Genomic DNA, 23502 nt, shown 5'->3' on the forward strand with positions numbered 1-23502 from the left:
CCCGCGCGCCGTTTCCACGATGTTGACGCTTTCCGATTTCGATTTTCCGCTGCCGCCAGAACTGATCGCCCAGAGCGCGCTGCCCGACCGCAGCGCCAGCCGGCTGCTGGTGGTGGAACGGCTCGCGCCCGCCGACACCGCCGATGCGGTGCGCCTGGTCGACCGCGCCTTCAGCGACATCGTCGACTACCTGCGCCGCGAAGACCTGCTGGTCTTCAACGACACGCGCGTGATCAAGGCACGCTTCTTCGGCCACAAGCCCAGCGGCGGCAAGGTCGAGGTGCTGGTCGAGCGCGTGCTGGACTCGCATACCGTGCTGGCCCAGGTGCGCGCCTCGAAGACGCCCGGCGAGGGCAGCGCTCTGCACCTGGCCCAAGACGCCTTCACGGTGACGGTCGGACCACGCGTGGACCAGTTCTTCACGCTACGCTTCCCCGAGCCGGCGCTGGACCTGATCGAGCGCTACGGCCGCCTGCCGCTGCCGCCGTATATCACGCACGACCCCGACGCCTACGACGAGACCCGCTACCAGACCGTCTACGCGCGCAATCCTGGCGCCGTGGCGGCGCCGACCGCGGGCCTGCACTTCGACGACGCACTGTTCGCGCGGCTGGATGCCGCCGGCGTGCGCCGCGCCTTCCTGACGCTGCACGTGGGTGCCGGCACCTTCCAGCCGGTGCGCACCGAGAACCTGGCCGAGCACAAGATGCATTCGGAGTGGTATGCCGTCACCGAGGAACTGGCCCAGGCCGTGCGCGAGACGCGCGCCCGCGGCGGCCGCGTGATCGCGGTCGGCACCACTTCGCTGCGCGCGCTGGAATCGGCGGCGCAGCCTGATGGAACGCTCACCGCCGGCAGCGGCGACACCGATATCTTCATCACCCCGGGCTACCGTTTCCGGCTGGTCGATGCCCTGATCACCAACTTCCACCTGCCCAAGTCGACGCTGCTGATGCTGGTGTCGGCGCTGGCCGGCGTGGAAGCCATCCGCGCCACTTACCGCCATGCGGTCGAGCAGCGCTACCGCTTCTTCAGCTATGGCGACGCCATGCTGCTGACCCGCCGGAATGATGCCGATACCGCGGAACCCGCAGAAACCGCGGCCTGAACCCTGACATAAGCATGCTCAACTTCGAACTCATCACCACCGACGGCAACGCCCGCCGCGGCCGCGTCACGCTGAACCACGGCGTGGTCGAGACCCCGATCTTCATGCCGGTGGGCACCTATGGCTCGGTCAAGGCCATGTCGCCGCTGGAACTGAACGAGATCGGCGCGCACATCATCCTGGGCAATACCTTCCACCTGTGGCTGCGCCCGGGGCTGGACGTGGTCAACGCCCATGGCGGCCTGCACAAGTTTATCGGCTGGGATAAGCCGATCCTGACCGATTCCGGCGGTTTCCAGGTGTTTTCGCTGGGCGATCTGCGCAAGATCACCGAGGATGGCGTCACCTTCGCGTCGCCGGTCAATGGCGACAAGCTCTTCCTTTCGCCCGAGATCTCGATGCAGATCCAGCGCACGCTGAACTCGGACATCGTGATGCAGTTCGACGAGTGCACGCCGTACGAGATCGACGGCCGCCCCGCCACGCACGAGGAAGCGGCCAAGTCGATGCGCATGAGCCTGCGCTGGGCCAAGCGCTCCCTCGACGAGTTCGAGCGGCTGGAGAACCCCAATGCGTTGTTCGGCATCGTCCAGGGCGGCATGTACGAGGACCTGCGCGATGAATCGCTGGCGGGCCTGTCCGAGCTGGACTTCCACGGCTTCGCCATCGGCGGCCTGTCGGTGGGCGAGCCCAAGGAAGACATGATGCGCGTGCTCGAGCACGTGGCACCGCGCCTGCCGGCCAACAAGCCACACTACCTGATGGGCGTGGGCACGCCCGAGGACCTGGTCGCTGGCGTGGCCGCCGGGGTCGACATGTTCGACTGCGTGATGCCGACCCGCAATGCGCGCAACGGCTGGCTCTTCACCCGCTACGGCGACGTCAAGATCAAGAACGCCGCGCACCGCAACGACCCGCGCCCGCTCGACGAAAGCTGCGCCTGCTACACCTGCCGCAACTTCTCGCGCGCCTACCTGCACCACCTGCACCGGGTCGGCGAAATCCTGGGCGCGCGCCTGAATACCATCCACAACCTGCACTACTACCTGCAGCTGATGCGCGAGGTGCGCGAGTCGATCGAGCATCACCGCTTCGCCGACTTCCGCCGCCAGTTTGCGTCTGACCGCGCCCGCGGCACGCAGTGAAATCCGTGCAGCGGCGCGAACTTTCGTGCCGCTGCCGGTCGAATACCGGGGTTGCCCGGAGACGACATCCGGCATCCCGCGCTGTGCTCGCCGGCATCAGCCGCGAGTCGCCCCGAAGGCACCCCGAAGAAACCCGTATTCCGCCCTAGAATGCCAAAGGCGGGCGGAATGCGAATGGTAGAATGATCGATTACTTGACTGACTTTTGTGACGGAGAATCAACGTGCTGATTTCTAACGCATATGCCCAGACCGCCGGTGCCGGCGGCGCGGCTGGCGGCCTGATGAGCTTCCTGCCCATCATCCTGATGTTTGCGGTGCTGTGGTTCATCATGATCCGCCCGCAAATGAAGCGCCAGAAAGAAGCGAAGGCAATGCTCGAAGCGCTGGCCAAGAACGACGAAGTCGTCACCGCCGGCGGTATCCTGGGCCGCGTGACCAAGGTCACCGACCAGTACGTCAGCCTGGAAATCTCGGAAGGCACCGAGATTACCGTGCAGAAGAATGCCGTGACCGCGGTGCTGCCGAAGGGTTCGCTGAAGGCGCTCTGATCCGCCGATCGCCCCGATCGACTAAGCGACTCCCGCCTTTGTCTTTTCCGGCATGCCCGTTCGCGCATGCCCCGGCAGCCGCCTGATCCAGCCCGCCGGAGCCTCGTGGCTCCGTTCCGTGGCTGCCAGGCGGCTGTTTGCCAAACCGGTTCGGCCCCGCCGACGTGGCGCGCCACGCCTGCGCCGGCCCCGCCAACCGCTGAATGACTGGCCCGAGATGAATCGTTATCCGCTTTGGAAATACCTCGTGATCCTGGTGGCGCTGACCATCGGCATCCTCTATACCCTGCCGAACTTCTTCGGCGAGGCACCCGCCGTGCAGGTGTCTTCGGGCAAGGCCACGGTCAAGGTCGACCTGTCGATGCAGAAGCAGGTCGAAGAGATCCTGGCGCAGAACCAGCTGCAGCCTGACGGCGTGTTCTTCGACATTTCCGGCCAGTCCGGCTCGGTCAAGGCGCGTTTCCGCACCACCGACGAGCAGCTCAAGGCCAAGGACGTGCTGTCGCGCACGCTCAACCCGGACGCCGCCGATCCTACCTATGTGGTCGCGCTGAACCTGCTGTCGGGCTCGCCGCGCTGGCTGACCTCGCTGCACGCGCTGCCGATGTACCTGGGCCTGGACCTGCGCGGCGGCGTGCACTTCCTGCTGCAGGTCGACATGAAGGGCGCCGTCGACAAGAAGCTCGACAGCCTGGCCGGCGACGCGCGCACGCTGCTGCGCGACAAGAACATGCGCCACGGCGGCATCGACCGCGACGGCGAACGCCTGACGGTGCGCTTCAACAACGCCGACGAAGGCAACCGCGCACGTGCCCTGCTGGCCGACAACCTGCGCGAAGTGGCCTTCGCCATGGACGGCAACAACGTCGTCGGCACCTTCACCGAAGTGGCCCGCAAGGCCGTGCAGGATGCCGCGGTCAAGCAGAACATCACCACGCTGCACAACCGCGTTAACGAACTCGGCGTGGCCGAGCCGGTGATCCAGCAACAAGGCGCCGACCGCATCGTGGTGCAGCTGCCGGGCGTGCAGGACACCGCCAAGGCCAAGGACATCATCGGCCGCACCGCCACGCTGGAAGCGCGCCTGGTCGACAACGACGCGCCGCGCAGCCCGCGCCCGGGCGACCCGGTCCCGTTCGGCAGCGAGCTGTTCACGCAAGGCAACGGCGCCCCGGTGGTGCTGAAGAAGCAGGTCATCTTCTCCGGCGACCGCATCGAAAGCGCCTCCGCCGGCTTCGACCAGAACCAGCAGCCTTCGGTCAACATCAAGCTCGACGCCCAGGGCGGCCGCGTGCTGCGCGACGTCTCGCGCGAGAACCTGAAGAAGCCGATGGCGATCGTGCTGTTCGAAAAGGGCAAGGGCGAAGTGCTGACGGTGGCGACGATCCAGTCCGAACTGGGTTCTAGCTTCCAGATCACCGGCTCCTACTCCACCGAAGCCGCCAACGACCTGGCGCTGCTGCTGCGCGCCGGCTCGCTGGCCGCGCCGATGGAGATCATCGAAGAACGCACCATCGGCCCGTCGCTGGGTGCCGACAACATCCAGAAGGGTTTTGACTCGGTCGCCTACGGCTTTGCCGCCATCGGCGTGTTCATGATCCTGTACTACATGCTGTTCGGCGTGTTCTCGGTGGTGGCGCTGGGCGTGAACCTGCTGCTGCTGATTGCGGTGCTGTCGATGCTGCAGGCCACTCTGACGCTGCCGGGCATCGCCGCTATCGCGCTGGTGCTGGGCATGGCCATCGACGCCAACGTGCTGATCAACGAGCGCATCCGCGAGGAACTGCGCGCCGGCGCGTCGCCGCAGATGGCCATCGCGGTCGGCTTCGACCGCGCCTGGGCCACCATCCTGGATTCGAACGTGACCACGCTGATCGCCGGCCTGGCGCTGCTGGCCTTCGGTTCGGGCCCGGTGCGCGGCTTTGCCGTGGTGCACTGCCTGGGCATCCTGACCTCGATGTTCTCGGCGGTGTTCTTCAACCGCGGCCTGGTCAACCTCTGGTACGGCCGCAAGAAGAAGCTGCAGAGCGTGGCCATCGGCCAGATCTGGAAGCCGGGCAACGCCTCTGACACCCCGGTCGCCAAGTAAGCGGCCAGGACAGTCGATCAGCAAACTAGCAGTACAGAACAGGATTCAACATGGAATTCTTCCGCATCCGGCGCGACATTCCGTTCATGAAGCACGCGTTGATCTTCAACGTGATCTCCTTCGTGACGTTTGCCGCGGCCGTGTTCTTCCTCTGGCAGAAAGGCTTGCACCTGTCGATCGAATTCACCGGCGGCACGGTGATGGAGGTCAGCTACCAGCAGGCGGCCGACCTGGAAAAGATCCGCGGCCAGGTAAGCAAGCTGGGCTATACCGACGTGCAGGTGCAGAACTTCGGCACCTCGCGCGACGTGATGATCCGCCTGCCGCTGCAGAAGGGCCCGGACGGCAAGCCCGCCACCTCGGCCCAGCAGAGCGAGCAGGTGATGGGCGCGCTGACCGCGGCGTCGCCTGACGTCAAGCTGCAGCGCGTCGAGTTCGTCGGCCCGCAGGTCGGCAAGGAGCTGGCCACCGACGGACTGCTGGCGCTGCTGTTCGTGGTGGCCGGCATCGTGATCTACCTGTCGTTCCGCTTCGAATGGAAATTCGCGGTGGCCGGCATCATCGCCAATCTGCACGATATCGTCATCATCCTGGGCTTCTTCGCCTTCTTCCAGTGGGAGTTCTCGCTGTCGGTACTGGCGGCGATCCTGGCGGTGCTGGGCTACTCGGTAAACGAGTCGGTGGTGATCTTCGACCGGATCCGCGAGGCCTTCCGCAAGTACCGCAAGATGACCACGCATGAGGTCATCGACCACGCGATCACGAGCACGATGTCGCGGACCATCATCACCCACGGCTCGACCGAAATGATGGTGCTGTCGATGTTCTTCTTCGGCGGCCCGACCCTGCACTACTTCGCGCTGGCGCTGACGGTGGGTATCCTGTTCGGTATCTATTCGTCGGTGTTCGTGGCCGCGGCGCTGGCGATGTGGCTGGGCGTGAAGCGCGAGGACCTGGTCAAGACCGACAGGAAAGGCGAGTCGACCGACCGCAACGATCCGAACTTCGGTGCGCAGGCCTGACGCCCTGCAGCCCCGGTAAAAAAAATGGCGCCCTGCGGGGCGCCATTTTTATTGGAGCAGATACAGACGGATCAAACCGGTTCCGAAAATCGCTCGATCCACGCCGCCAGCCGGTCAGCCGCGAAGGTCTCGGTGCGCGGCGCTGTCCGGCACAGGATAGTGTCGCCATCGCGCGCGAACTGCACCGCGCCGCCAACCTCGTCAAGCCACAGCAGGCTCGCCAGCCAGGCCGCATGATGCGGCGATACCGGCGTACCTACCGGCTGCGCCAGGAACTCCGCCAGCGTGGCCGGCGTGGTCCACACCACCGAGTCGCCATCGCGGCGCACCACGTCGCTGCCGAGCGTGTCGGCAATGACCGCGACCGCATCGGCCGCGCCCTTGCCCGCGTTGGCGCTGCGCAGCGCCGCCAGGCGCGTGGCCACTGCATGGCCGAAGGTGCCGCTGCGCTCGGCCTCGGCACGCACGAGGTCGGCATAATCCATGCGCTGCCAGTCCGGGTCGGCATTGCGTGCGCCGGCCAGGTCGACCGCCGCCAGGTAGGTCTCCACCGGCTGGAAACGGCCCGGGCCGATCAGGCTCGCGCACAGCGCATGCAGCATGCCGATGCGGGTGGCCACGGTCTGCGTCTGCAGCACCGCCAGCTTCTCTCGCACCAGCTGGTCGCGCTCCTTGCGCAGCCCGGACAGCTCCAGCGCCTGCTTTAGCTCCATGCGCAGCGCGGTGATGTCCCACGGCTTCTTGATATAGCGGTGGATCTGCCCCTGGTTGACCGCCTCGACGGTCTGGTCCAGCTCGGAATAAGCCGTGGTCAGGATGCGCACGATGTGCGGATAGCGCTCGCGCGCATAGCGCAGCAGCTCGTTGCCGTATTCACCGGGCATGCGCTGGTCCGACACCAGCACCGCCAGGCTGTCGGCGTGCGCGTCCAGCAGAGCCTTGCCCTCTTCCACCGAACCGCCGGTCACCACCGGTGCCAGCGCCCCGATGGCGCGCTGGAAATACTTGACGGCGGTGGCTTCGTCATCGACGAACAGAATCGCCGGGGGTGGTGCCTGGGTGGCATTCGGTTCGCTCATCGGTCACTCCTAATCATTCGATTCTTGAAACTTGGAAAGTCCAGCGTCACGGTCGTGCCGGCGCCGGACGCGGATGCGATCCGGATGCCGCCGCCAAAGGACTGCATGACGCGGTTGCAGAAAATCATGCCCAGGCCGCTGCCGCCGGCGCTGGCGTGGGTGGTCACGGGATCGACCAGCAGGCGCTCCATCACCTCGGGCGGGATGCCGGGTCCGTTGTCGCTGATATGGATTTCCTGGTGCGGGTGGGCCATCACCACGAAGCGCAGCGCCGGCGACGGCGTGCCGGCAAGCGCGCGCAGCGCGTTGCTCATCACCGAGGACAGCACCAGCGCCACGCAGTTGGGCAGCGTCTGCACCGGGAAATCGCCGTGCATCTCGACCTGCACCCACTGGCGCTGGTCGCCGGAAAACGGATAGGTATCGAGCAGCGACGCCACCAGCGCACCCGCGCTGACCTCGGCACCGGGCTCGGGCCGCGCCGCCTTGCTGCCGGCACTGCTGCGCACCGACTGCAGGAACGACGACAGCACCGCCAGGCAATATTGCGCGTTGTCATGCATGGCGCTGGCGGCCTGGCCGATCTCGCCCTGGCGCTGCTCGCTGTACTCGCCCGCGACCCGGCTTTCGATGCCGCGCGCGAAGTTGGCGATCGCCGCCAGCGGCGTGTTCAGTTCGTGCGCCAGGAAGGCCAGGGTCTCGTCGATCGCCATCAGCCGGTGCTGGCGCAGCGCGCGTTCGCGGTGGCGCTCGCCGGCCAGGCGCAGCACTTCGCGCACCTGCGCCACGCTCAGCGGCTTCTCCAGGATGCGGAACACCTCGCCGCTGTTGACCGTCTGCAGCAGCATGTCCTTGTCGGCATACGCCGTCACCAGGATGCGCACGATCTGCGGGTACAGTTGCGCCACTTCGCGCAGCAGCTCGCCGCCATCGCGGCCGGGCATGCGAAAGTCGGTTACCAGGACGGCAATGCGCGCGCCATCCGTGGCGAGCGTGGCGATCGCCTCCTCGGCACTGGCGGCCAGGAGTACCTCATACTCCGAGCCCACCGCGCGCGCGAAATACTTGCGCGCCATGTCTTCGTCGTCGACGTAAAGCAGGGTCGGCCGCGCTTGCTGCACCTCGGTCATGGTACTCATGACGGCTTACTCCGCGCGCGGCAGGTCGAAGCTGAACGCGGCCCACTGCCCCAGCTCGCTCTCGGCGAAGAGCTGGCCGCCATGGCGCTCGATCACCGCGTAGCTGATCGACAGCCCCAGCCCCAGACCCTGCCCCACGTCGCGCGTGGTGAAGAAGGGCTCGAACACGCGCGCCAGGTTTTCCTCGGCGATGCCGGGGCCATTGTCGCGCACCGTGACGTGGAGCCGGCCGTCGGCCCAGCGCACCGTGGTATGGATCGCCGGCGCGGCCGTGGCGGCCTTGCGCATGGCCAGCGCGGCGTTGGAGAACAGGTTGATCAGCACGCCGATGACCGCGGCCTCGTCGCCCAGCACCAGCGTGTCGGCCGGCAGCTCGCGCGTCACCTTGACGCCGCGCAGCTCGTGCGCGGTCAGGCGGATCGAGGAATCCAGCGCCTTCTCGAACAGGAACGGCGTGCCCTCCACCTCCGCACCCGGCTTGCGGTAGGCGAAGGTCTTCAGGTCGGACACGATATGCTGGATGCGCTGCATGCCCTGCTTGGCATCGACCAGGCATTCGGTCAGCGACTCGCTCTCCTTGGCCTGCGGCTCTTCCATCGCCACCTCGATCGCCATCAGGCAGAAGTTGACCGGGTTGTTGACCTCGTGCAGCAGCCCGGCCGCCAGCGTACCGATCGCGGCCATCTTTTCCTGCTGCAGCATCTGGCCCTTGATGTCGACCAGCTTGCGGTTGATGACTTCCAGCTCGGCGTTGGTCTCGGCCACCTCCGCCTTCAGCCGGAACAGCATGAAACGCGCGCGCTCGTTGAAGAAGGTATAGACGCCGCTGGCGGCGGCCGCGAATAGCAGGAACAGCGAGTTGACGATAAACGTCCCCATCGGCTCGATGCCCCCTGCGTGGAACAGGCACGCCAGCACGTACAGCAGGTAGGAAAGCAGACCGAAGACCAGGTTCTGCCACAGCCCGAACGGCAGCGCGATGCCCGAGGCGAAGATCGCCAGGTTCAGGCCGACGTAGTAAGGCGACTGCACGCCTTCGGTCTGCGAGATCATCCACGCGATCATGATCTGCGGCAGCAGCAGCCAGGTCAGCGTCAGCCACGGCGCAAACCGGCGCCCGATCGCGCTGTACAGCATCACCACCACGCCCGCGATCAGCAGCGACACCACCACGCGCGCCACTGCGAACGCCAGCTGTTGCTGCGGATACTGGCCGTAGTCAAGCCCGACGCCGAGCAGGACCAGCACGATCGCGGTATAGGCGCCGCCGCGGCTGAACGCCAGGCGGAAGTCGGCCAGTTCGGACTGGTAACCGGCGTAGAGTTGGTTGGTGCTCATGGGGTGGTCCGCGCGGACAGCCTCATTCAATGGTGGCTTCGGCAAAGACGTTGACGCCGGTGGCGTCGACGTAGATGCGGTGCGAGTGCGAATTCTCCGGCAGCAGCTGCGCCATGCCGGCGTCGTCGCGGTAGATCAGGTACCACTCCAGCAGGTGCTCCATGCCGAATTTCTCTGGATTGTTGGCATGCACGTTGGTGACCAGCACCTGGCCGGCCGCACGCGAACGCGAGGCGAAATACGCCAGCAGCCGCGTGCAGACCTTGTCCGACAGGTAATCGAACAGCCCCGCGCAGTAGACCGCGTCGAACTCCCGGGCACTGATATCGTCAGGCGAGATGCGGCGCTTGAGCAGATCGTGCACCGACTGAGGCACCATCTCCACCGACACCTTGCGCCCGGCGCCAGAGGCCGCCCGCTCGATCGAACTGCGCGTGTATTCCAGCGTTTCTTCACTGAAGTCGACCAGCTGGAACGACAGCAGCTCGGGATTGGGATACTCCCGCACGAAGCGCTGGATCTCGAAGGCTGGCCCGCAACCCACGTTGAGCACGCGGAACGGGCGGCCGGCGGCGCGCGCGCGCTCGGCCTGGCGCGTCAGGAAATCCACCAGCAGGTCGATGCGGTTGCGGTGCGCGGTCGCCACCGCCGCCTTCAGGAAAGCGGTGTTGACGATCTGGAAGTAAGTGGTCGGGCCCTGCTGCGGATCGCTCAGGATCTGGTTGACCATCTCGTAGTCGCCCGCGTAGCCGAGCGGCTTGGTGAAGGTCCGGTACACGAACGGCGCGCGCAGCAGCAGCGGGTGCAGCGCCGACTGGGCATAGGTGCGGTGCACCGGCGCGATTTCCGGGTCCACGCGCTCGGCCTCGCCCTCGAGCCAGTCAAGGTAGGTCTTGGTCTTGACCATGATCGGCGTGGCCAGCTCGTAGAACACGTCCTCGCGCAGCTTGCCGTCCTTCTTCGGCAGCGATTCGGTCAGGTCGACCTGCTCGACCCAGCGCGATACTTCGGACAGGAAGGCGCGCATCTCATTGACCACGATCTGGTAGTCGCGCCGGATATTGAAGCGCGTATCCCAGTCCTGCACGAACAGCTCGGCTTCGCGTGCCACCGACTTGGGCTCGTTGTTCAGGTCGGTCAGCTCGCGCCACTCGTCGATCAGCGTCAGCGATACCACCGCGGTCAGGCCGGTATTCACCAGGCTCATCACCACGGCCTTGCCCAGGTAGGCATTCTTGGCGCCCATGCGGACACTGAGCTCGCTCAGCACCTCGCTGACCTGCACGATCGAATACGGATTGTAGATTTCCATCACCAGAGACTTTCTCTGGAGATTGATGATCGTGCCCCGCACCTGCTCGCCCTGCGAGTTGCGGAAACTAACTACCGGATCGATTTGCGTTTTGGAATACACGGTATTGCGCCAGGGAAATCCGAGAAACGCTGCGGGCCATACTGCCTGGGCGGAACGGCCGGGTACAGCAGGAGGGGCGAGGGAATCGCGGGGAAGGCTACCGGTATCGGGATGTGCAGCGAATGCTCATAGGGATGCGCTATAGCCTGTTGGGAGGGTGGCGGTCCCGCCCTGTGCGGGAGAGCACCGACAAGCCCGGATCGTGTGGAATTGCCGCGGCCCATTGTACTGTGGCAATTGCGGCGCGTACAACCAAGTGCCTTTCCGTCCCCTCTTGCGGCGGGATCGGCTACAGGATACCCAAAACCATGAAAAAAGGCCGGCGATCGCCGTAATGCCGTTCAGTTAAGGTCCTTTCTGAGGAACCGGACGGTGTAGCGCTTAGGCAGGGCTTTGACTTCACGGGGGCACTTACGCCCCCGTCGCTTTTGGACGATCGCCAACTGAAGTTTGGCGCGCATGCGCTGCAGGTGGGCCGGCAGCTTGCCTGGGGCCATGCCGGCTGCCCAGATCAACTCGCCCTGTATCAGGCGCAAGGCCAGCACAAAGCTCAAGTCGGTGGGCTCGGCGCGGGCCTCGAGCGCAGCCTTGGCCATCTCCAGACGCACCAGGTTGTACGCAATCAGTGCCCCCCAGATTTCCTGATGCACGCCCTCAGGCTGGCGGCTGCGCAAGGTCAGTTCGGCCCCGAGCATCGTCTGCTTCAGTTCCCGATAGCTGGTTTCGATTTCCCAACGGCGCTTGTAGCACCCAATGATGTCGGCTGCCTTGAAGCGCCGACGGTCTGTCAACGAGGTCAACAGGACGCGGTCTGAGTCCTCGTCCCGGATCGCGCGAGCTGTCCAAGTCTCTGGCAAGGCAGGATTCTTGCGGCGAGCCTGAGGCGAGACCTTCATCTGGACGATGCCATCGCCCTCGTTGCCTGAGAGCAACTCCCACTGCAGATTCTTCTTAGCGGGGATCAGGAAGTGGCGCTCGCTGCCGCCCATGCGCAAGCCCCACAGGATCTCTGCGGCCAGAAAGCCCTTGTCAAAGATCGTTAACGAATGATCCGGGATCCGCTCAATGAGCTCCTTGGCATAGAGCATCTCGTTGCGCCCATAGCAGCCAAAGGCGATATCGGCAACAAGATGGGTGGGAACAGCCGTGAGCGAGACCCCGCGGACTTGTGGATAGCTGGCGACCTTGCCGCTGGCGTAGCTCTGCGCGCCAAAGTGGAGGCGATTCTCAGGGCTATCGGCAGTGCGGAAGGTGGTCCCATCCATGGCGTAAAGCGCCAAGCCCTTCCATTTGTAGTGCGCAGCATCCTGAGCCACCCACGCCCGTGCGGTCTGCTCGAACAGCCACAACAGAGGCTTGTCTCCAAGCCGCTCGCGGGCTTGGGCGATCCCGCTCTTGCTGACACAGGCGTTGGCATCGTTGGGCAGTGCCAGGTCCAGCGTCTCCAGCACATCGGGAATCGATTGGTGCCGATAGAGCGCCAGCGCGATGACCAGCCAGACCACCTGCTCTGCTGGCAGTCGGCGCCGGCGAGCGGACGCTGTCCCCGAGGCTGCCAGCGCTTGCTCAATCCAAGCCATCGGCAGGTGCTCGCTGAGCCGGGCAAAACTGGCCGGCTCACTAAGCTCAAGGGTGGCGTGGACTTGTTCCGATAGCATCGGAACGGCAAGTTAACAGCTCGACACCTTGTTTACAACCCCTGCAAAGAAAAATGCCGTTCAGACTTAACTGAACGGCATTACGGCGATCGCCGGCCTTTTGTCGCTTCATGTGAGCGGCCCCTGCGGAGCCAGCCCATGGGCGCGCTCTTACTCGGCGCGCACGCCTTCCACCTGGATGGCGAGCTTGACTTCGGGCTTGAAGCCCATCTTCACGCCGTAGTCCAGGCCGAAATCGGCGCGGTTGAACTCGCCCACGGCGTCGGCGCCGCAGGCTTCGCGCTTGAGCATCGGGTGCTGGATGCACTTGAACTCGCGGATTTCCAGCTTGACCGGCTTGGACACGCCGCGCAGCGTCAGCACGCCGTCGACTTCGGTCGGCACGTCGCCCTTGAACTTGCTGAACTTGCCCTTGTAGGTCGCCTCGGGGAAGGCTTCCACGTTGAACATGTCCGGGCCCTTGGCGTGCTGGTTCAGCTTGGCATTGCCGAAATCGATCGAGGACGGATCGATCTTGACCTCGACGGTACCGGCCTTGGCGGCACGATCCAGCGTGACGGTGCCGCTGGACTTGTCGAACTTGCCGCGCCACGTCGACAGGCCGCCCAGGTGGTCGGCCTCGAAGCTCGGGTAGGTATGGGTCGGATCGAGGTTGTACGTCACGGTATTGGCCGAAGCCACGCCGAAAGCGGCGGTTGCGGAAATGGCCGCGACGGCGGCAACGACGGAACGCAGTTTCATGGGATCTCCCGACAAAATCAGGTTAAACAGGTTAAGCGGAACGTTCTTGGTTATTAACGTCCTGGTACGTCAGCGGATTGCCGGCCTTACTTCCTGGCCTGCACGATACGGAACTTGATCTGGACATCGTCGGCCACCACCGACGTGTCCTTCCACTCGCCGTCGCCGATATTGAAGACGGTGCGCTTGATCGGCAGCGCGCCCTCGAACACCTGGCTGGCGCCTTCCTGGCGGTAGGTGGCCGGCACCACCACGTCGACGGTCTTGCCCTTGATGGTCAGCTTGCCGGCGACGTCGTACTTGCCCGGCGTGCCGTTCTTGATGCTGGTGGACTGGAACACGGCCTTGGGGTACTTGGCCGCGTCGAACCAGTCCTTGCCCTTCACTTCCTTGGTGGTCTCGGCATCGCCGATCTCGAAGCTGGCGACGTCGATCTCGACCTTGGCCGACGAGGTGGCCAGCTTGGCGGGATCGAAACTGACCTGCGCGTCGAACTTCCTGAACTTGCCTTCCATCGGCACGCCGATCTGGCGCGCCACGGCGGTCACCGAGCTCTTGGCCGCGTCGACCTGGGCCCAGGCCAGGTTGGCGGCGATGCCGGCGGCGGCCAGCACGGCTGCCACGGTGGCGTTGAGGGCCAGCGAGCCGCGGCGGGAATGGCGATTCATCTTCAATGACTCCTGTCAGGTTCGGGGTTTGGCGCAAGGCGCCGCGGTAACGGTAATGTCAGCGCAGAAGTTCAGCGCAAGAACGGCAGCATCCGGCCCAGCGTGCCGTCGCGGTCGACGAACTGGTGCTTCACCGCCGCCGCCGCATGGACAACGACCACGGCGGCCATCAGATAGTTCAGCCAGGCATGCGCAAACTTGAGCACTTCCTTCAGTTCGTCGTTCTTCTCGATCAGCACCGGCATCTTCCACAGGCCGAGGTAGACCACCGGCACGCCAGCCGCCAAGCTGTAGAGATAGCCGCTGATGGGAACGATCACGATCAGCAGGTACAGCAGGTGATGCGCGCCGGCTGCGGCCCTGGCCTGCCACACGGGCGTGCCCGGCGCGACCGGCGGCGCCGCGTGCGTGGCGCGCCACAGCACGCGCAGCAGCGCCACGGCAAAGATCGTCACGCCCAGCCACTTGTGCCACGAATACAGCTTCAGCTTGGTCGGCGTCAGCCCCGGGATGCCGGTCATGTACAGACCGAGCCCGAACGCGCCGAAGATCGCCAGGGCGACGATCCAGTGCAGCGCGATGGCGGTGGCACCGTAGCCGGCCGGGGCATTGGCGGTAGAACGCATCTGTTTCCTCTCGCCCGTGGTCATGGGCATTTCACAAATTTGGGGACGCACCCAGCAATTGGATCCGCCGGGCCGCTGAAGATTCTCGCATTATTGCGGCGGGAAGTGCGCCCATGCAGGACAGTCCTTCATTAAGTTATTCAAATGCTTTGAAGTGTCATTCTGCCGCATACGCCACAACGCCGCAGGCGGCCGGCCAGTTGGCGCAACCCGTTGCCACAAAAACAAAAAAGCCATCCTGCGGATGGCTTTTTCGGCTATGCCGACCCAGCGGCCGGCAAATGTGCCTTTAGATGCGCTCGGCCAGCGAAACCGCCTTGCCGATGTAGCTGCCGGGCGTCATGTCGAGCAGCAGCTTCTTGGCATCGTCCGGGATGGCCAGGCCGTTGATGAAGGTCTGCAGCGCCTCGCGCGAGATGCCCTTGCCGCGGGTCAGCTCCTTGAGCTGCTCGTACGGGTTGGGCACGCCGAAGCGGCGCATCACGGTCTGCACCGGCTCGGCCAGCACTTCCCAGCAATTGTCGAGGTCTTCGTCCAGGCGCTCGGGGTTGGTTTCCAGCTTGCCCAGGCCGCGCAGGCAGGCCTCGTAGGCCAGCAGGCTGTAGCCGAAGGCCACGCCGATGTTGCGCAGTACGGTCGAATCGGTCAGGTCGCGCTGCCAGCGCGACACCGGCAGCTTTTCCGACAGGTGGCGCAGCACCGCGTTGGCCAGGCCGACGTTGCCTTCCGAGTTCTCGAAATCGATCGGGTTGACCTTGTGCGGCATGGTCGACGAGCCGATTTCGCCGGCCTTCGTCTTCTGCTTGAAGTAGCCCAGCGAGATATAGCCCCAGATGTCGCGGTTCAGGTCGAGCAGGATGGTGTTGGCGCGGGCGACCGCGTCGAACAGCTCGGCCATGTAGTCGTGCGGCTCGATCTGGATGGTGTACGGGTTGAAGGCGAGGCCCAGGCGGGTCTCGATCACCTGCTTCGAGAACGCTTCCCAGTCGAACGCCGGATACGCCGACAGGTGCGCGTTGTAGTTGCCCACCGCGCCGTTCATCTTGCCCAGCAGCTCGACCTGCTCGATGCGCTGGATCGCGCGCGCCAGGCGCGCGGCCACGTTGGCCATTTCCTTGCCCAGCGTGGTCGGGCTGGCCGGCTGGCCGTGGGTGCGCGACAGCATCGGCTGGGTGGCATTGAGCCTGGCCAGCTCCACCAGGCGGGCGTGCACGCGCTTGAGCGCCGGCACGATGACACCGTCGCGGGCGCCCTTGAGCATCATGCCGTGCGAGGTGTTGTTGATGTCTTCCGAGGTGCAGGCGAAGTGGATGAACTCGCTGGCCGCTTCCAGTTCGGCATTGCCCTTGACCTGCTCCTTGAGCCAGTACTCGACGGCCTTCACGTCATGGTTGGTGACGGCTTCGATTTCCTTGATGCGGGCGGCATCGGCTTCGGAGAACTTGTCCACCAGCGCCAGCAGCGCGGCTTCGGAGGCGGCGGAGAACTTCGGCATGTCGGGCAGGCCGGTCTGGGCCAGCGCGATCAGCCAGTGCACCTCGACCTTGACGCGGTTGCGCATGAAGGCCGCCTCGGACAGCCATTCGCGCAGCGCGTCGGCCTTGGCGGCGTAGCGGCCATCGATCGGGGAAAGAGCGGTGAGCGGCGAAAGCGAAGAGGTGGTCATGCTGGAAACCGGGGAAAGGAAGGAAATAGGGGACGTACGGTGCGCGCCGCGGAGGCTGGCGCGAAATCAGCGTCGGATGGGCGGAGGCGCCTGAAGCGCCGGCAACAAGGGCGAAGCGCCCGATGCGCCGCACCGGCACCCGGCGCTGCGCAACGCGGGATTTTACCACCCCTGCCCCGGCTCCGGGGCAGCGGTCCAGTGCGCCCGCGGGGCATCGGTGCGCGACCCCGCATTCGTCCGGTACCGCAGGTATACTCGCGCACGCCGTTCCAGTAGCCTGTTATGAAGTGCATCGGGCAGCAGCGCACCCCGGCGCCGTTGCCACGCGGCAGGCGATGCACTTCATAACAAGCTCAAGGGGAGAACATGAAGCTGTATGCGTCCCATACCAGTCCCTACGCGCGCAAGGTACGCGTGGTGATGGCGGAAAAGAAGATCGACTACCAGCTGGTTGAAGAGGACGTCTGGTCGCCGGAATCGAAGATCGTCCAGTACAACCCGCTGGGTAAGGTGCCTTGCCTGGTGATGGAAGACGGCAGTGCCATCTACGATTCGCGCGTGATCGTCGAGTATGTCGACACGCTGACGCCGGTCAGCCGGATGATCCCGCAGGGCGGGCGCGAGCGGCTGGAAGTGCGCTGCTGGGAAGCGCTGGCCGACGGCCTGCTCGACGCGGCCCTGCTGGCTCGCCTGGAAGTGACGCAGCGCGAGCCGCACGAGCGCAGCGAGCGCTGGGTCAAGCGCCAGCTCGGCAAGATCGACACGGCGCTGGCCGCCATGGCCCAGGGCCTGGCCGACCGCCCGTTCTGCACCGGCACGCACTATTCGCTGGCCGACGTCGCGGTAGGCTGCGCGCTGTCCTACCTGGATTTCCGCTTCCCCGACATCGCCTGGCGCGAGCGCCATCCCAATCTGGCGGCGCTGGAAGAAAAGCTGTCGAAGCGGCAGTCGTTCATCGATACCGCGCCGCCGCGCGGCTGAAACCCGCCTGCCTCAATAAAAAACACCCGCACGCAGTGGGTGTTTTTTATTCGGCCGACGGCAGCGCCTACTGGATGATGCCGCCGCCCAGGCACACCTCGCCGTCATACAGCACCGCCGACTGCCCCGGCGTGACGGCCCATTGCGCCTCGGCAAACCCCAGCTGCAGCGTGTCGCCGTCCGCCGCCTGCACGGTGCAGGCGGCATCGCTCTGGCGATAGCGGGTCTTGGCCGCCATCGCCGCGCCCGCCGCCGGTGCCTCGCCCGCCACCCACGACAAGTCCGACGCGGTCAGCACCGGCGTCAGCAGCCACGGGTGGTCGTGGCCCTGCACCACGTACAGCGTGTTATTCGCCATATCCTTGCGTGCCACGTACCAGGCATCGCCGTTGCCGTCGCGGCTGCCGCCCAGGCCAATGCCCTTGCGCTGGCCCAGCGTATAGAACGCCAGCCCGATATGCTCGCCCACGACCTTGCCCTCGGGCGTCTTCATCGGGCCCGGTTTGGTCGGCAGGTAGCGGTTCAGGAAATCGCGGAACGGCCGCTCGCCGATAAAGCAGATGCCCGTCGAGTCCTTCTTTTTCGCGTTCGGCAGGCCGATCTCGGCGGCGATCTCGCGCACGCGGGTCTTGGGGATCTCGCCCAGCGGGAACAGCGTGCGCGACAGCTGCGCCTGGTTCAGCCGGTGCAGGAAATAGCTCTGGTCCTTGGTGTGGTCGAGTGCCTTGAGCAGCTCGAAGCGCCCTGCCGCGTTCTGGCGCACGCGCGCGTAGTGGCCGGTGGCGATGGTCTCGGCGCCGAGCGTCATCGCATGGTCGAGGAAGGCCTTGAACTTGATCTCGGCATTGCACAGCACATCGGGGTTGGGCGTGCGGCCGGCCGAGTACTCGCGCAGGAAATCGGCAAAGACGCGGTCCTTGTACTCGGCGGCAAAGTTGACCGCCTCGACGTCGACGCCGATCAGGTCGGCCACCGACACCACGTCCAGCCAGTCCTGGCGCGTGGAGCAGTACTCGCTGTCGTCATCGTCTTCCCAGTTCTTCATGAACAGGCCGATGACCTCGTAGCCCTGCTGCTTGAGCAGCCACGCGGTCACTGACGAATCGACCCCGCCCGACATGCCCACGACCACGCGCTTCCCGTTCGCGCTTCCGTTGCCGTTCGCGCTCACAGCTGTGCTCCCATGGACAACGCCGAAGGGTGCGTGTACAGCGCGTCCAGCGCGAAGCGCTTGCCGGCCAGGTAGTCGTCGATGCAGGCCATCACCAGCGGCGAGCGGTGGCGTTCCGGGCAGGCGCGGATCTCGTCGGCGCTCATCCACACGGTGCGGACGATACCGGTGTCGAGCTGTCGGCCGGCGTCGAGCGAGCCCAGGTCGCCGGTAAAGGCAAAGCGCACGTATGTGACATCCGTACCGGTGCGCGACGACAGCGAGCGGCCCATGTAGCAGCCGAGCAACGCGCGCGGCTCGAAGGTGTGCGCGGTTTCTTCCAGGGTTTCGCGGATGACGGCGCGGATCAGGCTCTCGCCCGGATCCAGGTGGCCGGCCGGCTGGTTCAGGCGCAGCCCGTCCGCAGTTTCCTCTTCGACCAGCAGGAAACGTCCGCCACGCTCGATCACGGCGGCAACGGTCACGCTGGCATTCCAATCACGTGGCATGATGCTCAATTTTTAGGCAATCTCGCATTCTACCGGTTGCCGGGCCATCGTGCAGCGCCATGGGCTTGCCGGCCGCCCAGCGCTGCGTAACTGTTCGGAACTGTCCGGAAATCCGGCACCGCAGTGCAGCAATAACCGACCGCGCGGTCACACCATAGCGCGTCAGATTGCTGTAAGCTGCGAAAAAATTGTGCGCTGCGGCCAAACCGGCACGGCGAGCAACGGGCCAGACGTCGGTCCGACCAACCAGATTACGACGCCAGCTAAAGGAGAAATCGACGATGTACATCGGCATCCCGCAGGAGACGCGGGCAGGCGAAACTCGCGTCGCCGCCACCCCCGAGACGGTCAAGAAATACGTCGCCCAGGGCCACAAGGTGGTCGTGCAGGCCGGCGCCGGCGTTCGCGCCAGCCAGCCCGACGGCGCGTATGAAGCGGCCGGTGCCACCATCGGCACCGCTGCCGAAGCGCTGGGGGCACAGCTGGTGCTCAAGGTGCGCGCGCCCGACGACGCGGAACTGGCACAGATAAAGCCGGGGGCCGTACTGGTGGGCATGCTCAATCCCTTCGATGCCGAGAACAACGCGCGCATGGCGGCAGCCAACGTGATCGCGTTCGCACTCGAGGCCGCGCCGCGCACCACGCGCGCGCAGAGCATGGACGTGCTGTCGTCGCAGGCCAACATCGCCGGCTACAAGGCCGTGCTGGTGGCCGCGCACCATTACCAGCGCTTCATGCCGATGCTGATGACCGCCGCCGGCACCGTCAAGGCCGCACGCGTGCTGATCCTGGGCGCCGGCGTCGCCGGCCTGCAGGCGATTGCCACCGCCAAGCGCCTGGGCGCGGTGATCGAAGCGTCCGACGTGCGCCCCGCGGTCAAGGAGCAGATCGAATCGCTCGGCGGCAAGTTCCTCGACGTGCCGTTCCTGACCGACGAAGAGCGCGAGATCGCGCAGGGCGTGGGCGGCTATGCGCGGCCGATGCCGCCGGACTGGATGAAGCGCCAGGCCGAGCTGGTGCACCAGCGCGCGATCCAGGCCGACATCGTCATCACCACCGCGCTGATCCCGGGCCGCAAGGCGCCGGTGCTGCTGCAGGAAGCGACCGTGCAGCAGATGAAGCCGGGCTCGGTGGTGGTCGACCTGGCCGCCGCGCAGGGCGGCAACTGCCCGCTGACGGTGGCCGACGAAGTGGTCGAGCGCCATGGCGTCACCCTCATCGGCCATACCAACCTGGCCAGCATGGTGGCGGCCGACGCCTCGGCGCTCTATGCGCGCAACGTGCTGGATTTCCTCAAGCTTGTCGTCGACAAGGATGGCCAGTTCACGCTCAACCTCGAAGACGACATCGTCGCCGCCTGCCTGATGTGCCGGGACGGCCAGGTCGTGCGCGAGGCTGCGTAATGCCCGCGGGCGCCGCGCGCGAGGAAATCAAGAAGGTTTGAGTCTGCGCCCCTCTCCCGCAAGCGGGAGAGGGGGCACGCAACGGTCTTCCAGAGCCACTGGCCCTTGACGTGCCCTGACCGTAATACTGCAAAGAACAACATAGCGACACGCAGCATCCCGGTTTCAAAGCAAAGGAGGAGAAGTCGATGGAGATGGTGAACCACACGGTGATCAACCTGATCATCTTCGTGCTGGCAATCTACGTGGGCTACCACGTGGTCTGGACGGTCACGCCAGCCCTGCATACGCCGCTGATGGCGGTAACCAACGCAATCTCGGCCATCATCATCGTCGGCGCGATGCTCGCCGCGGGCCTGACCGAAGGCGCCACGGGCCGCATCATGGGCACGCTGGCGGTGGCACTGGCCGCGGTCAACGTGTTCGGCGGCTTCCTGGTCACCCAGCGCATGCTGGAAATGTTCAAGAAGAAGGAGCCGAAGGCCAAGGCGGCCGAACCCAAGCAGGCACTGGCCAGGGAGGGCGCGTAATGGCAGCCGGCCTCGTCAGCATGAACCTCGTCACCCTGCTCTACCTGGTGGCCTCGGTCTGCTTTATCCAGGCGCTCAAGGGGCTGTCGCACCCGGCCTCGGCGCGCAAGGGCAATGCCTTCGGCATGATCGGCATGGCGATCGCGGTGGTCACCACGCTGGTCCTGATCATCAAGCTCAAGAATGAGTTCCTGGCGGCCGGCACGGCGCAGTCGTCGGTGGGCTCCGGCCTGGCGCTGATCTTCGGCGCGCTGGTGGTCGGCGGCGGCATCGGCGCCTACGTGGCGCGCAAGGTGCAGATGACCAAGATGCCCGAGCTGGTCGCGGCGATGCACTCGCTGATCGGTCTCGCGGCGGTGTTCATCGCGGTGGCCGCGGTGGCCGAGCCGGCCGCGTTTGGCATCACGCCGGCAGGCTCGCACCTGATCCCGCTGGGCAACCGCATCGAGCTCTTCATCGGCTGCTTCGTCGGCGCCATCACCTTCTCCGGTTCGGTGATCGCCTTCGGCAAGCTGGCCGGGCGCTACAAGTTCCGCCTGTTCCAGGGCGCGCCGGTGGTGTTCGCCGGCCAGCACTGGCTGAACCTGCTGCTGGCGGTGGCGATGGTCGGCTTCGGCGTGATCTTCTTCATGTCGCAGGACTGGCTGCCGTTCCTGATCATGCTGGCGATCGCGTTCGTGCTGGGCGTGCTGATCATCATCCCGATCGGCGGCGCCGACATGCCGGTGGTGGTGTCGATGTTGAACTCGTACTCGGGCTGGGCGGCGGCGGGCATCGGCTTCTCGCTGAACAACCCGATGCTGATCATCGCCGGCTCGCTGGTGGGCTCAAGCGGTGCCATCCTCTCGTACATCATGTGCCGCGCGATGAACCGCTCGTTCTTCAACGTGATCCTGGGCGGCTTCGGCGGCGATGCGTCGGCTGGCGCGTCCGCCGGCGCGCAGGCGCAGCGCAACGTGAAGTCCGGCTCGGCCGACGATGCCGCCTTCCTGATGGGCAACGCCGAGACCGTGATCATCGTCCCCGGCTATGGCCTGGCGGTGGCGCGCGCGCAGCACGCGCTGAAGGAACTGACCGAAAAGCTGGCCGAAAAGGGCGTGACCGTGAAGTACGCGATCCACCCGGTGGCGGGCCGCATGCCCGGCCACATGAACGTGCTGCTGGCCGAGGCCGAGGTGCCGTACGACCAGGTCTTCGAGATGGAAGACATCAACAGCGAGTTCGGCCAGGCCGACGTGGTGCTGGTGCTGGGCGCCAACGACGTGGTCAACCCGGCGGCCAAGACCGATCCCAAGTCGCCGATCGCCGGCATGCCGATCCTGGAGGCGTACAAGGCCAAGACCATCATCGTCAACAAGCGCTCGATGGCGGCCGGCTACGCCGGCCTGGACAACGAGCTGTTCTACATGGACAAGACCATGATGGTGTTCGGCGACGCCAAGAAGGTGGTCGAGGACATGTTCAAGGCGGTCGACTAAGACCGCCGTGCCCGCAGGCGGCCGGGCCGTCCCGGCCGCCTGCGGCGCCGTGCCTTGCAAGGCAGCCACGGCGCGCTATACTGGCCTGCGAATGCGCACGCCGGCTTGCCGAATGCGCCGAACCCCTGCCCGCCGGCCCCGACGCCAACGCATCATGACCTTCAACCCGCATGACCGGAACCTGTCGGTCTTCCATCACCCGGTCCTGACCGTCCTGGTCGACGACAGCAAATCGTTCATCGACAGCCTGGCCTTCCAGATGGATGCCTCGCGCGCGGTCATCACCTTTACCGATCCGCGTGAAGCACTGCAATGGATCCGCGAGGCCTATGCCACCCGCTTCCCCGGCTTCCTGCCGGTGCGGGTCACGCATGACGACCTGACCTTCCTGACCGAGCGCCGCACCGTCCAGCTCGACATCGACCGGATTTACCGCCAAATCCACGATGTCAACCGCTTCCTGCAGCCGGGCGTGATCGTGGTGGACTACTCGATGCCGCAAATGGACGGACTGGAGTTCTGCCAGGCGCTGCAGGACCTGCCGTGCAAGACCATCCTGCTGACCGGCACGGCTGACGAAAGCATCGCCGTGCAGGGCTTCAACCACGGGCTGATCGACCGCTACGTCAAGAAGCACGACAGCAATATGGTGGAGCGGCTGGACCAGGAAATCGAGGCCATGCAGCAGGCATACTTCGCCACGCTGTCGCGCACGCTGCGCGAGCTGCTGACGCGGCATTCGTTCTCGTTCCTGTCCGACCCGGCCATGACCGAGCGGGTGCGCCAGCTCACGGCGCGCTACGGCTTTGTCGAGTACTACCTGTACCCCAACCCGGCCGGCATCCTGCTGTTGACTGCGCAAGGCCACGCCACGCTGATGGTGATCGAGACCCGCGCCGGCCTGATGAGCCAGGTGGAATCGGCCGAAGCCTACGATGCGCCCGCCGCGCTGATCGAAGGCCTGCGCGAGGGCCGCCTGATACCGTTTTTCTGGCCGGGCAACGGCATGTACACGCCCGCCTGCATCGACTGGGAGCAATACTGCCTGCCGGCCGAGCGCTGCGAGGGCAACGAAGAGTTCTTCTACGCCCTGTTCGACCTGCCGCGCCACCTGCTGCAGGAGCCGGTGGTCAGCCTGCAGGGCTTCCTGGCCGATTTTTCGCGCCATTCCGAGGCCTTGACGGGGCGCAAGCGCCTCTGACACCGGC

At 65.5% G+C, this 23502-nt stretch carries 22 protein-coding genes; 10 read left to right on the plus strand and 12 right to left on the minus strand.

Going from position 1 to position 23502, the window contains the following annotated elements; all coding sequences use genetic code 11:
- Positions 1 to 19: 19 nt before the first annotated feature.
- From queA to secF, 5 genes are all read left to right on the plus strand, one after another.
- The gene (gene queA / locus AC5WJ1_RS14030) at positions 20 to 1108 is read left to right on the plus strand and encodes a tRNA preQ1(34) S-adenosylmethionine ribosyltransferase-isomerase QueA (protein ID WP_195431946.1); all 1089 of its coding nucleotides are present in this window, start codon (positions 20 to 22) and stop codon (positions 1106 to 1108) included.
- A gap of 14 nt (positions 1109 to 1122) precedes the next feature.
- Complete coding sequence (gene tgt, locus AC5WJ1_RS14035; protein ID WP_133092286.1) at positions 1123 to 2253, plus strand: tRNA guanosine(34) transglycosylase Tgt; 1131 nt, start codon at positions 1123 to 1125, stop codon at positions 2251 to 2253.
- A 223-nt stretch (positions 2254 to 2476) separates the two neighbouring features.
- Positions 2477 to 2803, plus strand: coding sequence for a preprotein translocase subunit YajC (gene yajC, locus AC5WJ1_RS14040; protein ID WP_133092287.1), 327 nt, complete (start codon positions 2477 to 2479; stop codon positions 2801 to 2803).
- A gap of 217 nt (positions 2804 to 3020) precedes the next feature.
- Complete coding sequence (gene secD / locus AC5WJ1_RS14045; protein ID WP_195431947.1) at positions 3021 to 4892, plus strand: protein translocase subunit SecD; 1872 nt, start codon at positions 3021 to 3023, stop codon at positions 4890 to 4892.
- Between the two features lie 50 nt (positions 4893 to 4942).
- The gene (gene secF / locus AC5WJ1_RS14050) at positions 4943 to 5914 is read left to right on the plus strand and encodes a protein translocase subunit SecF (protein ID WP_133092289.1); all 972 of its coding nucleotides are present in this window, start codon (positions 4943 to 4945) and stop codon (positions 5912 to 5914) included.
- Between the two features lie 71 nt (positions 5915 to 5985).
- Here secF and AC5WJ1_RS14055 read toward each other — a convergent pair whose 3' ends face one another.
- From AC5WJ1_RS14055 to purB, 9 genes are all read right to left on the minus strand, one after another.
- Positions 5986 to 6993 carry a response regulator gene (locus AC5WJ1_RS14055; RefSeq protein ID WP_133092290.1) on the minus strand — a complete coding sequence of 336 codons (1008 nt, stop codon included), beginning with the start codon at positions 6991 to 6993 and terminating at the stop codon, positions 5986 to 5988.
- The gene (locus tag AC5WJ1_RS14060) at positions 6990 to 8123 is read right to left on the minus strand and encodes a hybrid sensor histidine kinase/response regulator (protein ID WP_135706306.1); all 1134 of its coding nucleotides are present in this window, start codon (positions 8121 to 8123) and stop codon (positions 6990 to 6992) included. Before AC5WJ1_RS14060 ends, AC5WJ1_RS14055 begins: the two co-directional genes overlap by 4 nt.
- Positions 8124 to 8138: 15 nt before the next feature.
- Positions 8139 to 9470: a sensor histidine kinase gene (locus AC5WJ1_RS14065; RefSeq protein ID WP_494476170.1), complete on the minus strand. Its 1332-nt coding sequence runs from the start codon at positions 9468 to 9470 to the stop codon at positions 8139 to 8141.
- Between the two features lie 22 nt (positions 9471 to 9492).
- Positions 9493 to 10884: a class I SAM-dependent methyltransferase gene (locus tag AC5WJ1_RS14070; RefSeq protein ID WP_494476171.1), complete on the minus strand. Its 1392-nt coding sequence runs from the start codon at positions 10882 to 10884 to the stop codon at positions 9493 to 9495.
- A 341-nt stretch (positions 10885 to 11225) separates the two neighbouring features.
- Entirely contained in the window at positions 11226 to 12542 is a 1317-nt protein-coding gene (locus AC5WJ1_RS14075; RefSeq protein WP_494476172.1) for an IS4 family transposase, read from the minus strand.
- A gap of 150 nt (positions 12543 to 12692) precedes the next feature.
- Entirely contained in the window at positions 12693 to 13283 is a 591-nt protein-coding gene (locus AC5WJ1_RS14080; protein WP_133092293.1) for a YceI family protein, read from the minus strand.
- An 86-nt stretch (positions 13284 to 13369) separates the two neighbouring features.
- Positions 13370 to 13951, minus strand: coding sequence for a YceI family protein (locus AC5WJ1_RS14085; protein WP_133092294.1), 582 nt, complete (start codon positions 13949 to 13951; stop codon positions 13370 to 13372).
- 71 nt (positions 13952 to 14022) lie between these two features.
- Positions 14023 to 14577: a cytochrome b gene (locus tag AC5WJ1_RS14090; protein ID WP_135705904.1), complete on the minus strand. Its 555-nt coding sequence runs from the start codon at positions 14575 to 14577 to the stop codon at positions 14023 to 14025.
- Between the two features lie 289 nt (positions 14578 to 14866).
- Entirely contained in the window at positions 14867 to 16243 is a 1377-nt protein-coding gene (purB, locus tag AC5WJ1_RS14095) for an adenylosuccinate lyase (RefSeq protein WP_133092296.1), read from the minus strand.
- Between the two features lie 366 nt (positions 16244 to 16609).
- Here purB and AC5WJ1_RS14100 point away from each other — a divergent pair, with 366 nt between their 5' ends.
- Entirely contained in the window at positions 16610 to 17224 is a 615-nt protein-coding gene (locus AC5WJ1_RS14100) for a glutathione S-transferase family protein (RefSeq protein WP_133092297.1), read from the plus strand.
- A 67-nt stretch (positions 17225 to 17291) separates the two neighbouring features.
- Here the strand turns inward: AC5WJ1_RS14100 and mnmA are convergent, their stop codons facing one another.
- Genes mnmA through AC5WJ1_RS14115 form a run of 3 tightly spaced genes read right to left on the minus strand, consistent with a single transcriptional unit; the run spans position 17292 to position 19172 of the window.
- Entirely contained in the window at positions 17292 to 18344 is a 1053-nt protein-coding gene (mnmA, locus tag AC5WJ1_RS14105; RefSeq protein ID WP_135706307.1) for a tRNA 2-thiouridine(34) synthase MnmA, read from the minus strand.
- 47 nt (positions 18345 to 18391) lie between these two features.
- Positions 18392 to 18883: an NUDIX hydrolase gene (locus AC5WJ1_RS14110; protein WP_133092298.1), complete on the minus strand. Its 492-nt coding sequence runs from the start codon at positions 18881 to 18883 to the stop codon at positions 18392 to 18394.
- On the minus strand, positions 18873 to 19172 hold the full coding sequence (locus AC5WJ1_RS14115; protein WP_135705905.1) for a hypothetical protein: 300 nt from the start codon (positions 19170 to 19172) through the stop codon (positions 18873 to 18875). The genes AC5WJ1_RS14110 and AC5WJ1_RS14115 overlap by 11 nt, the downstream gene beginning before the upstream one ends.
- Here AC5WJ1_RS14115 and AC5WJ1_RS14120 point away from each other — a divergent pair.
- The 4 genes from AC5WJ1_RS14120 to AC5WJ1_RS14135 all read left to right on the plus strand — a co-directional run bounded on the left by AC5WJ1_RS14120 (position 19165) and on the right by AC5WJ1_RS14135 (position 23495).
- Complete coding sequence (locus tag AC5WJ1_RS14120; RefSeq protein WP_494476173.1) at positions 19165 to 20286, plus strand: Re/Si-specific NAD(P)(+) transhydrogenase subunit alpha; 1122 nt, start codon at positions 19165 to 19167, stop codon at positions 20284 to 20286. The genes AC5WJ1_RS14115 and AC5WJ1_RS14120 overlap by 8 nt on opposite strands.
- A gap of 188 nt (positions 20287 to 20474) precedes the next feature.
- The gene (locus AC5WJ1_RS14125; protein WP_133092301.1) at positions 20475 to 20816 is read left to right on the plus strand and encodes an NAD(P) transhydrogenase subunit alpha part 2; all 342 of its coding nucleotides are present in this window, start codon (positions 20475 to 20477) and stop codon (positions 20814 to 20816) included.
- Positions 20816 to 22294 carry an NAD(P)(+) transhydrogenase (Re/Si-specific) subunit beta gene (locus AC5WJ1_RS14130; RefSeq protein WP_133092302.1) on the plus strand — a complete coding sequence of 493 codons (1479 nt, stop codon included), beginning with the start codon at positions 20816 to 20818 and terminating at the stop codon, positions 22292 to 22294. The genes AC5WJ1_RS14125 and AC5WJ1_RS14130 overlap by 1 nt, the downstream gene beginning before the upstream one ends.
- Before the next feature lie 154 nt (positions 22295 to 22448).
- A complete protein-coding gene (locus AC5WJ1_RS14135; protein ID WP_135705906.1) occupies positions 22449 to 23495 on the plus strand; it encodes a response regulator in 1047 nt (348 codons plus the stop codon).
- Positions 23496 to 23502 lie beyond the last annotated feature (7 nt).

It is taken from the genome of Cupriavidus sp. MEYA8, assembly GCF_059278825.1.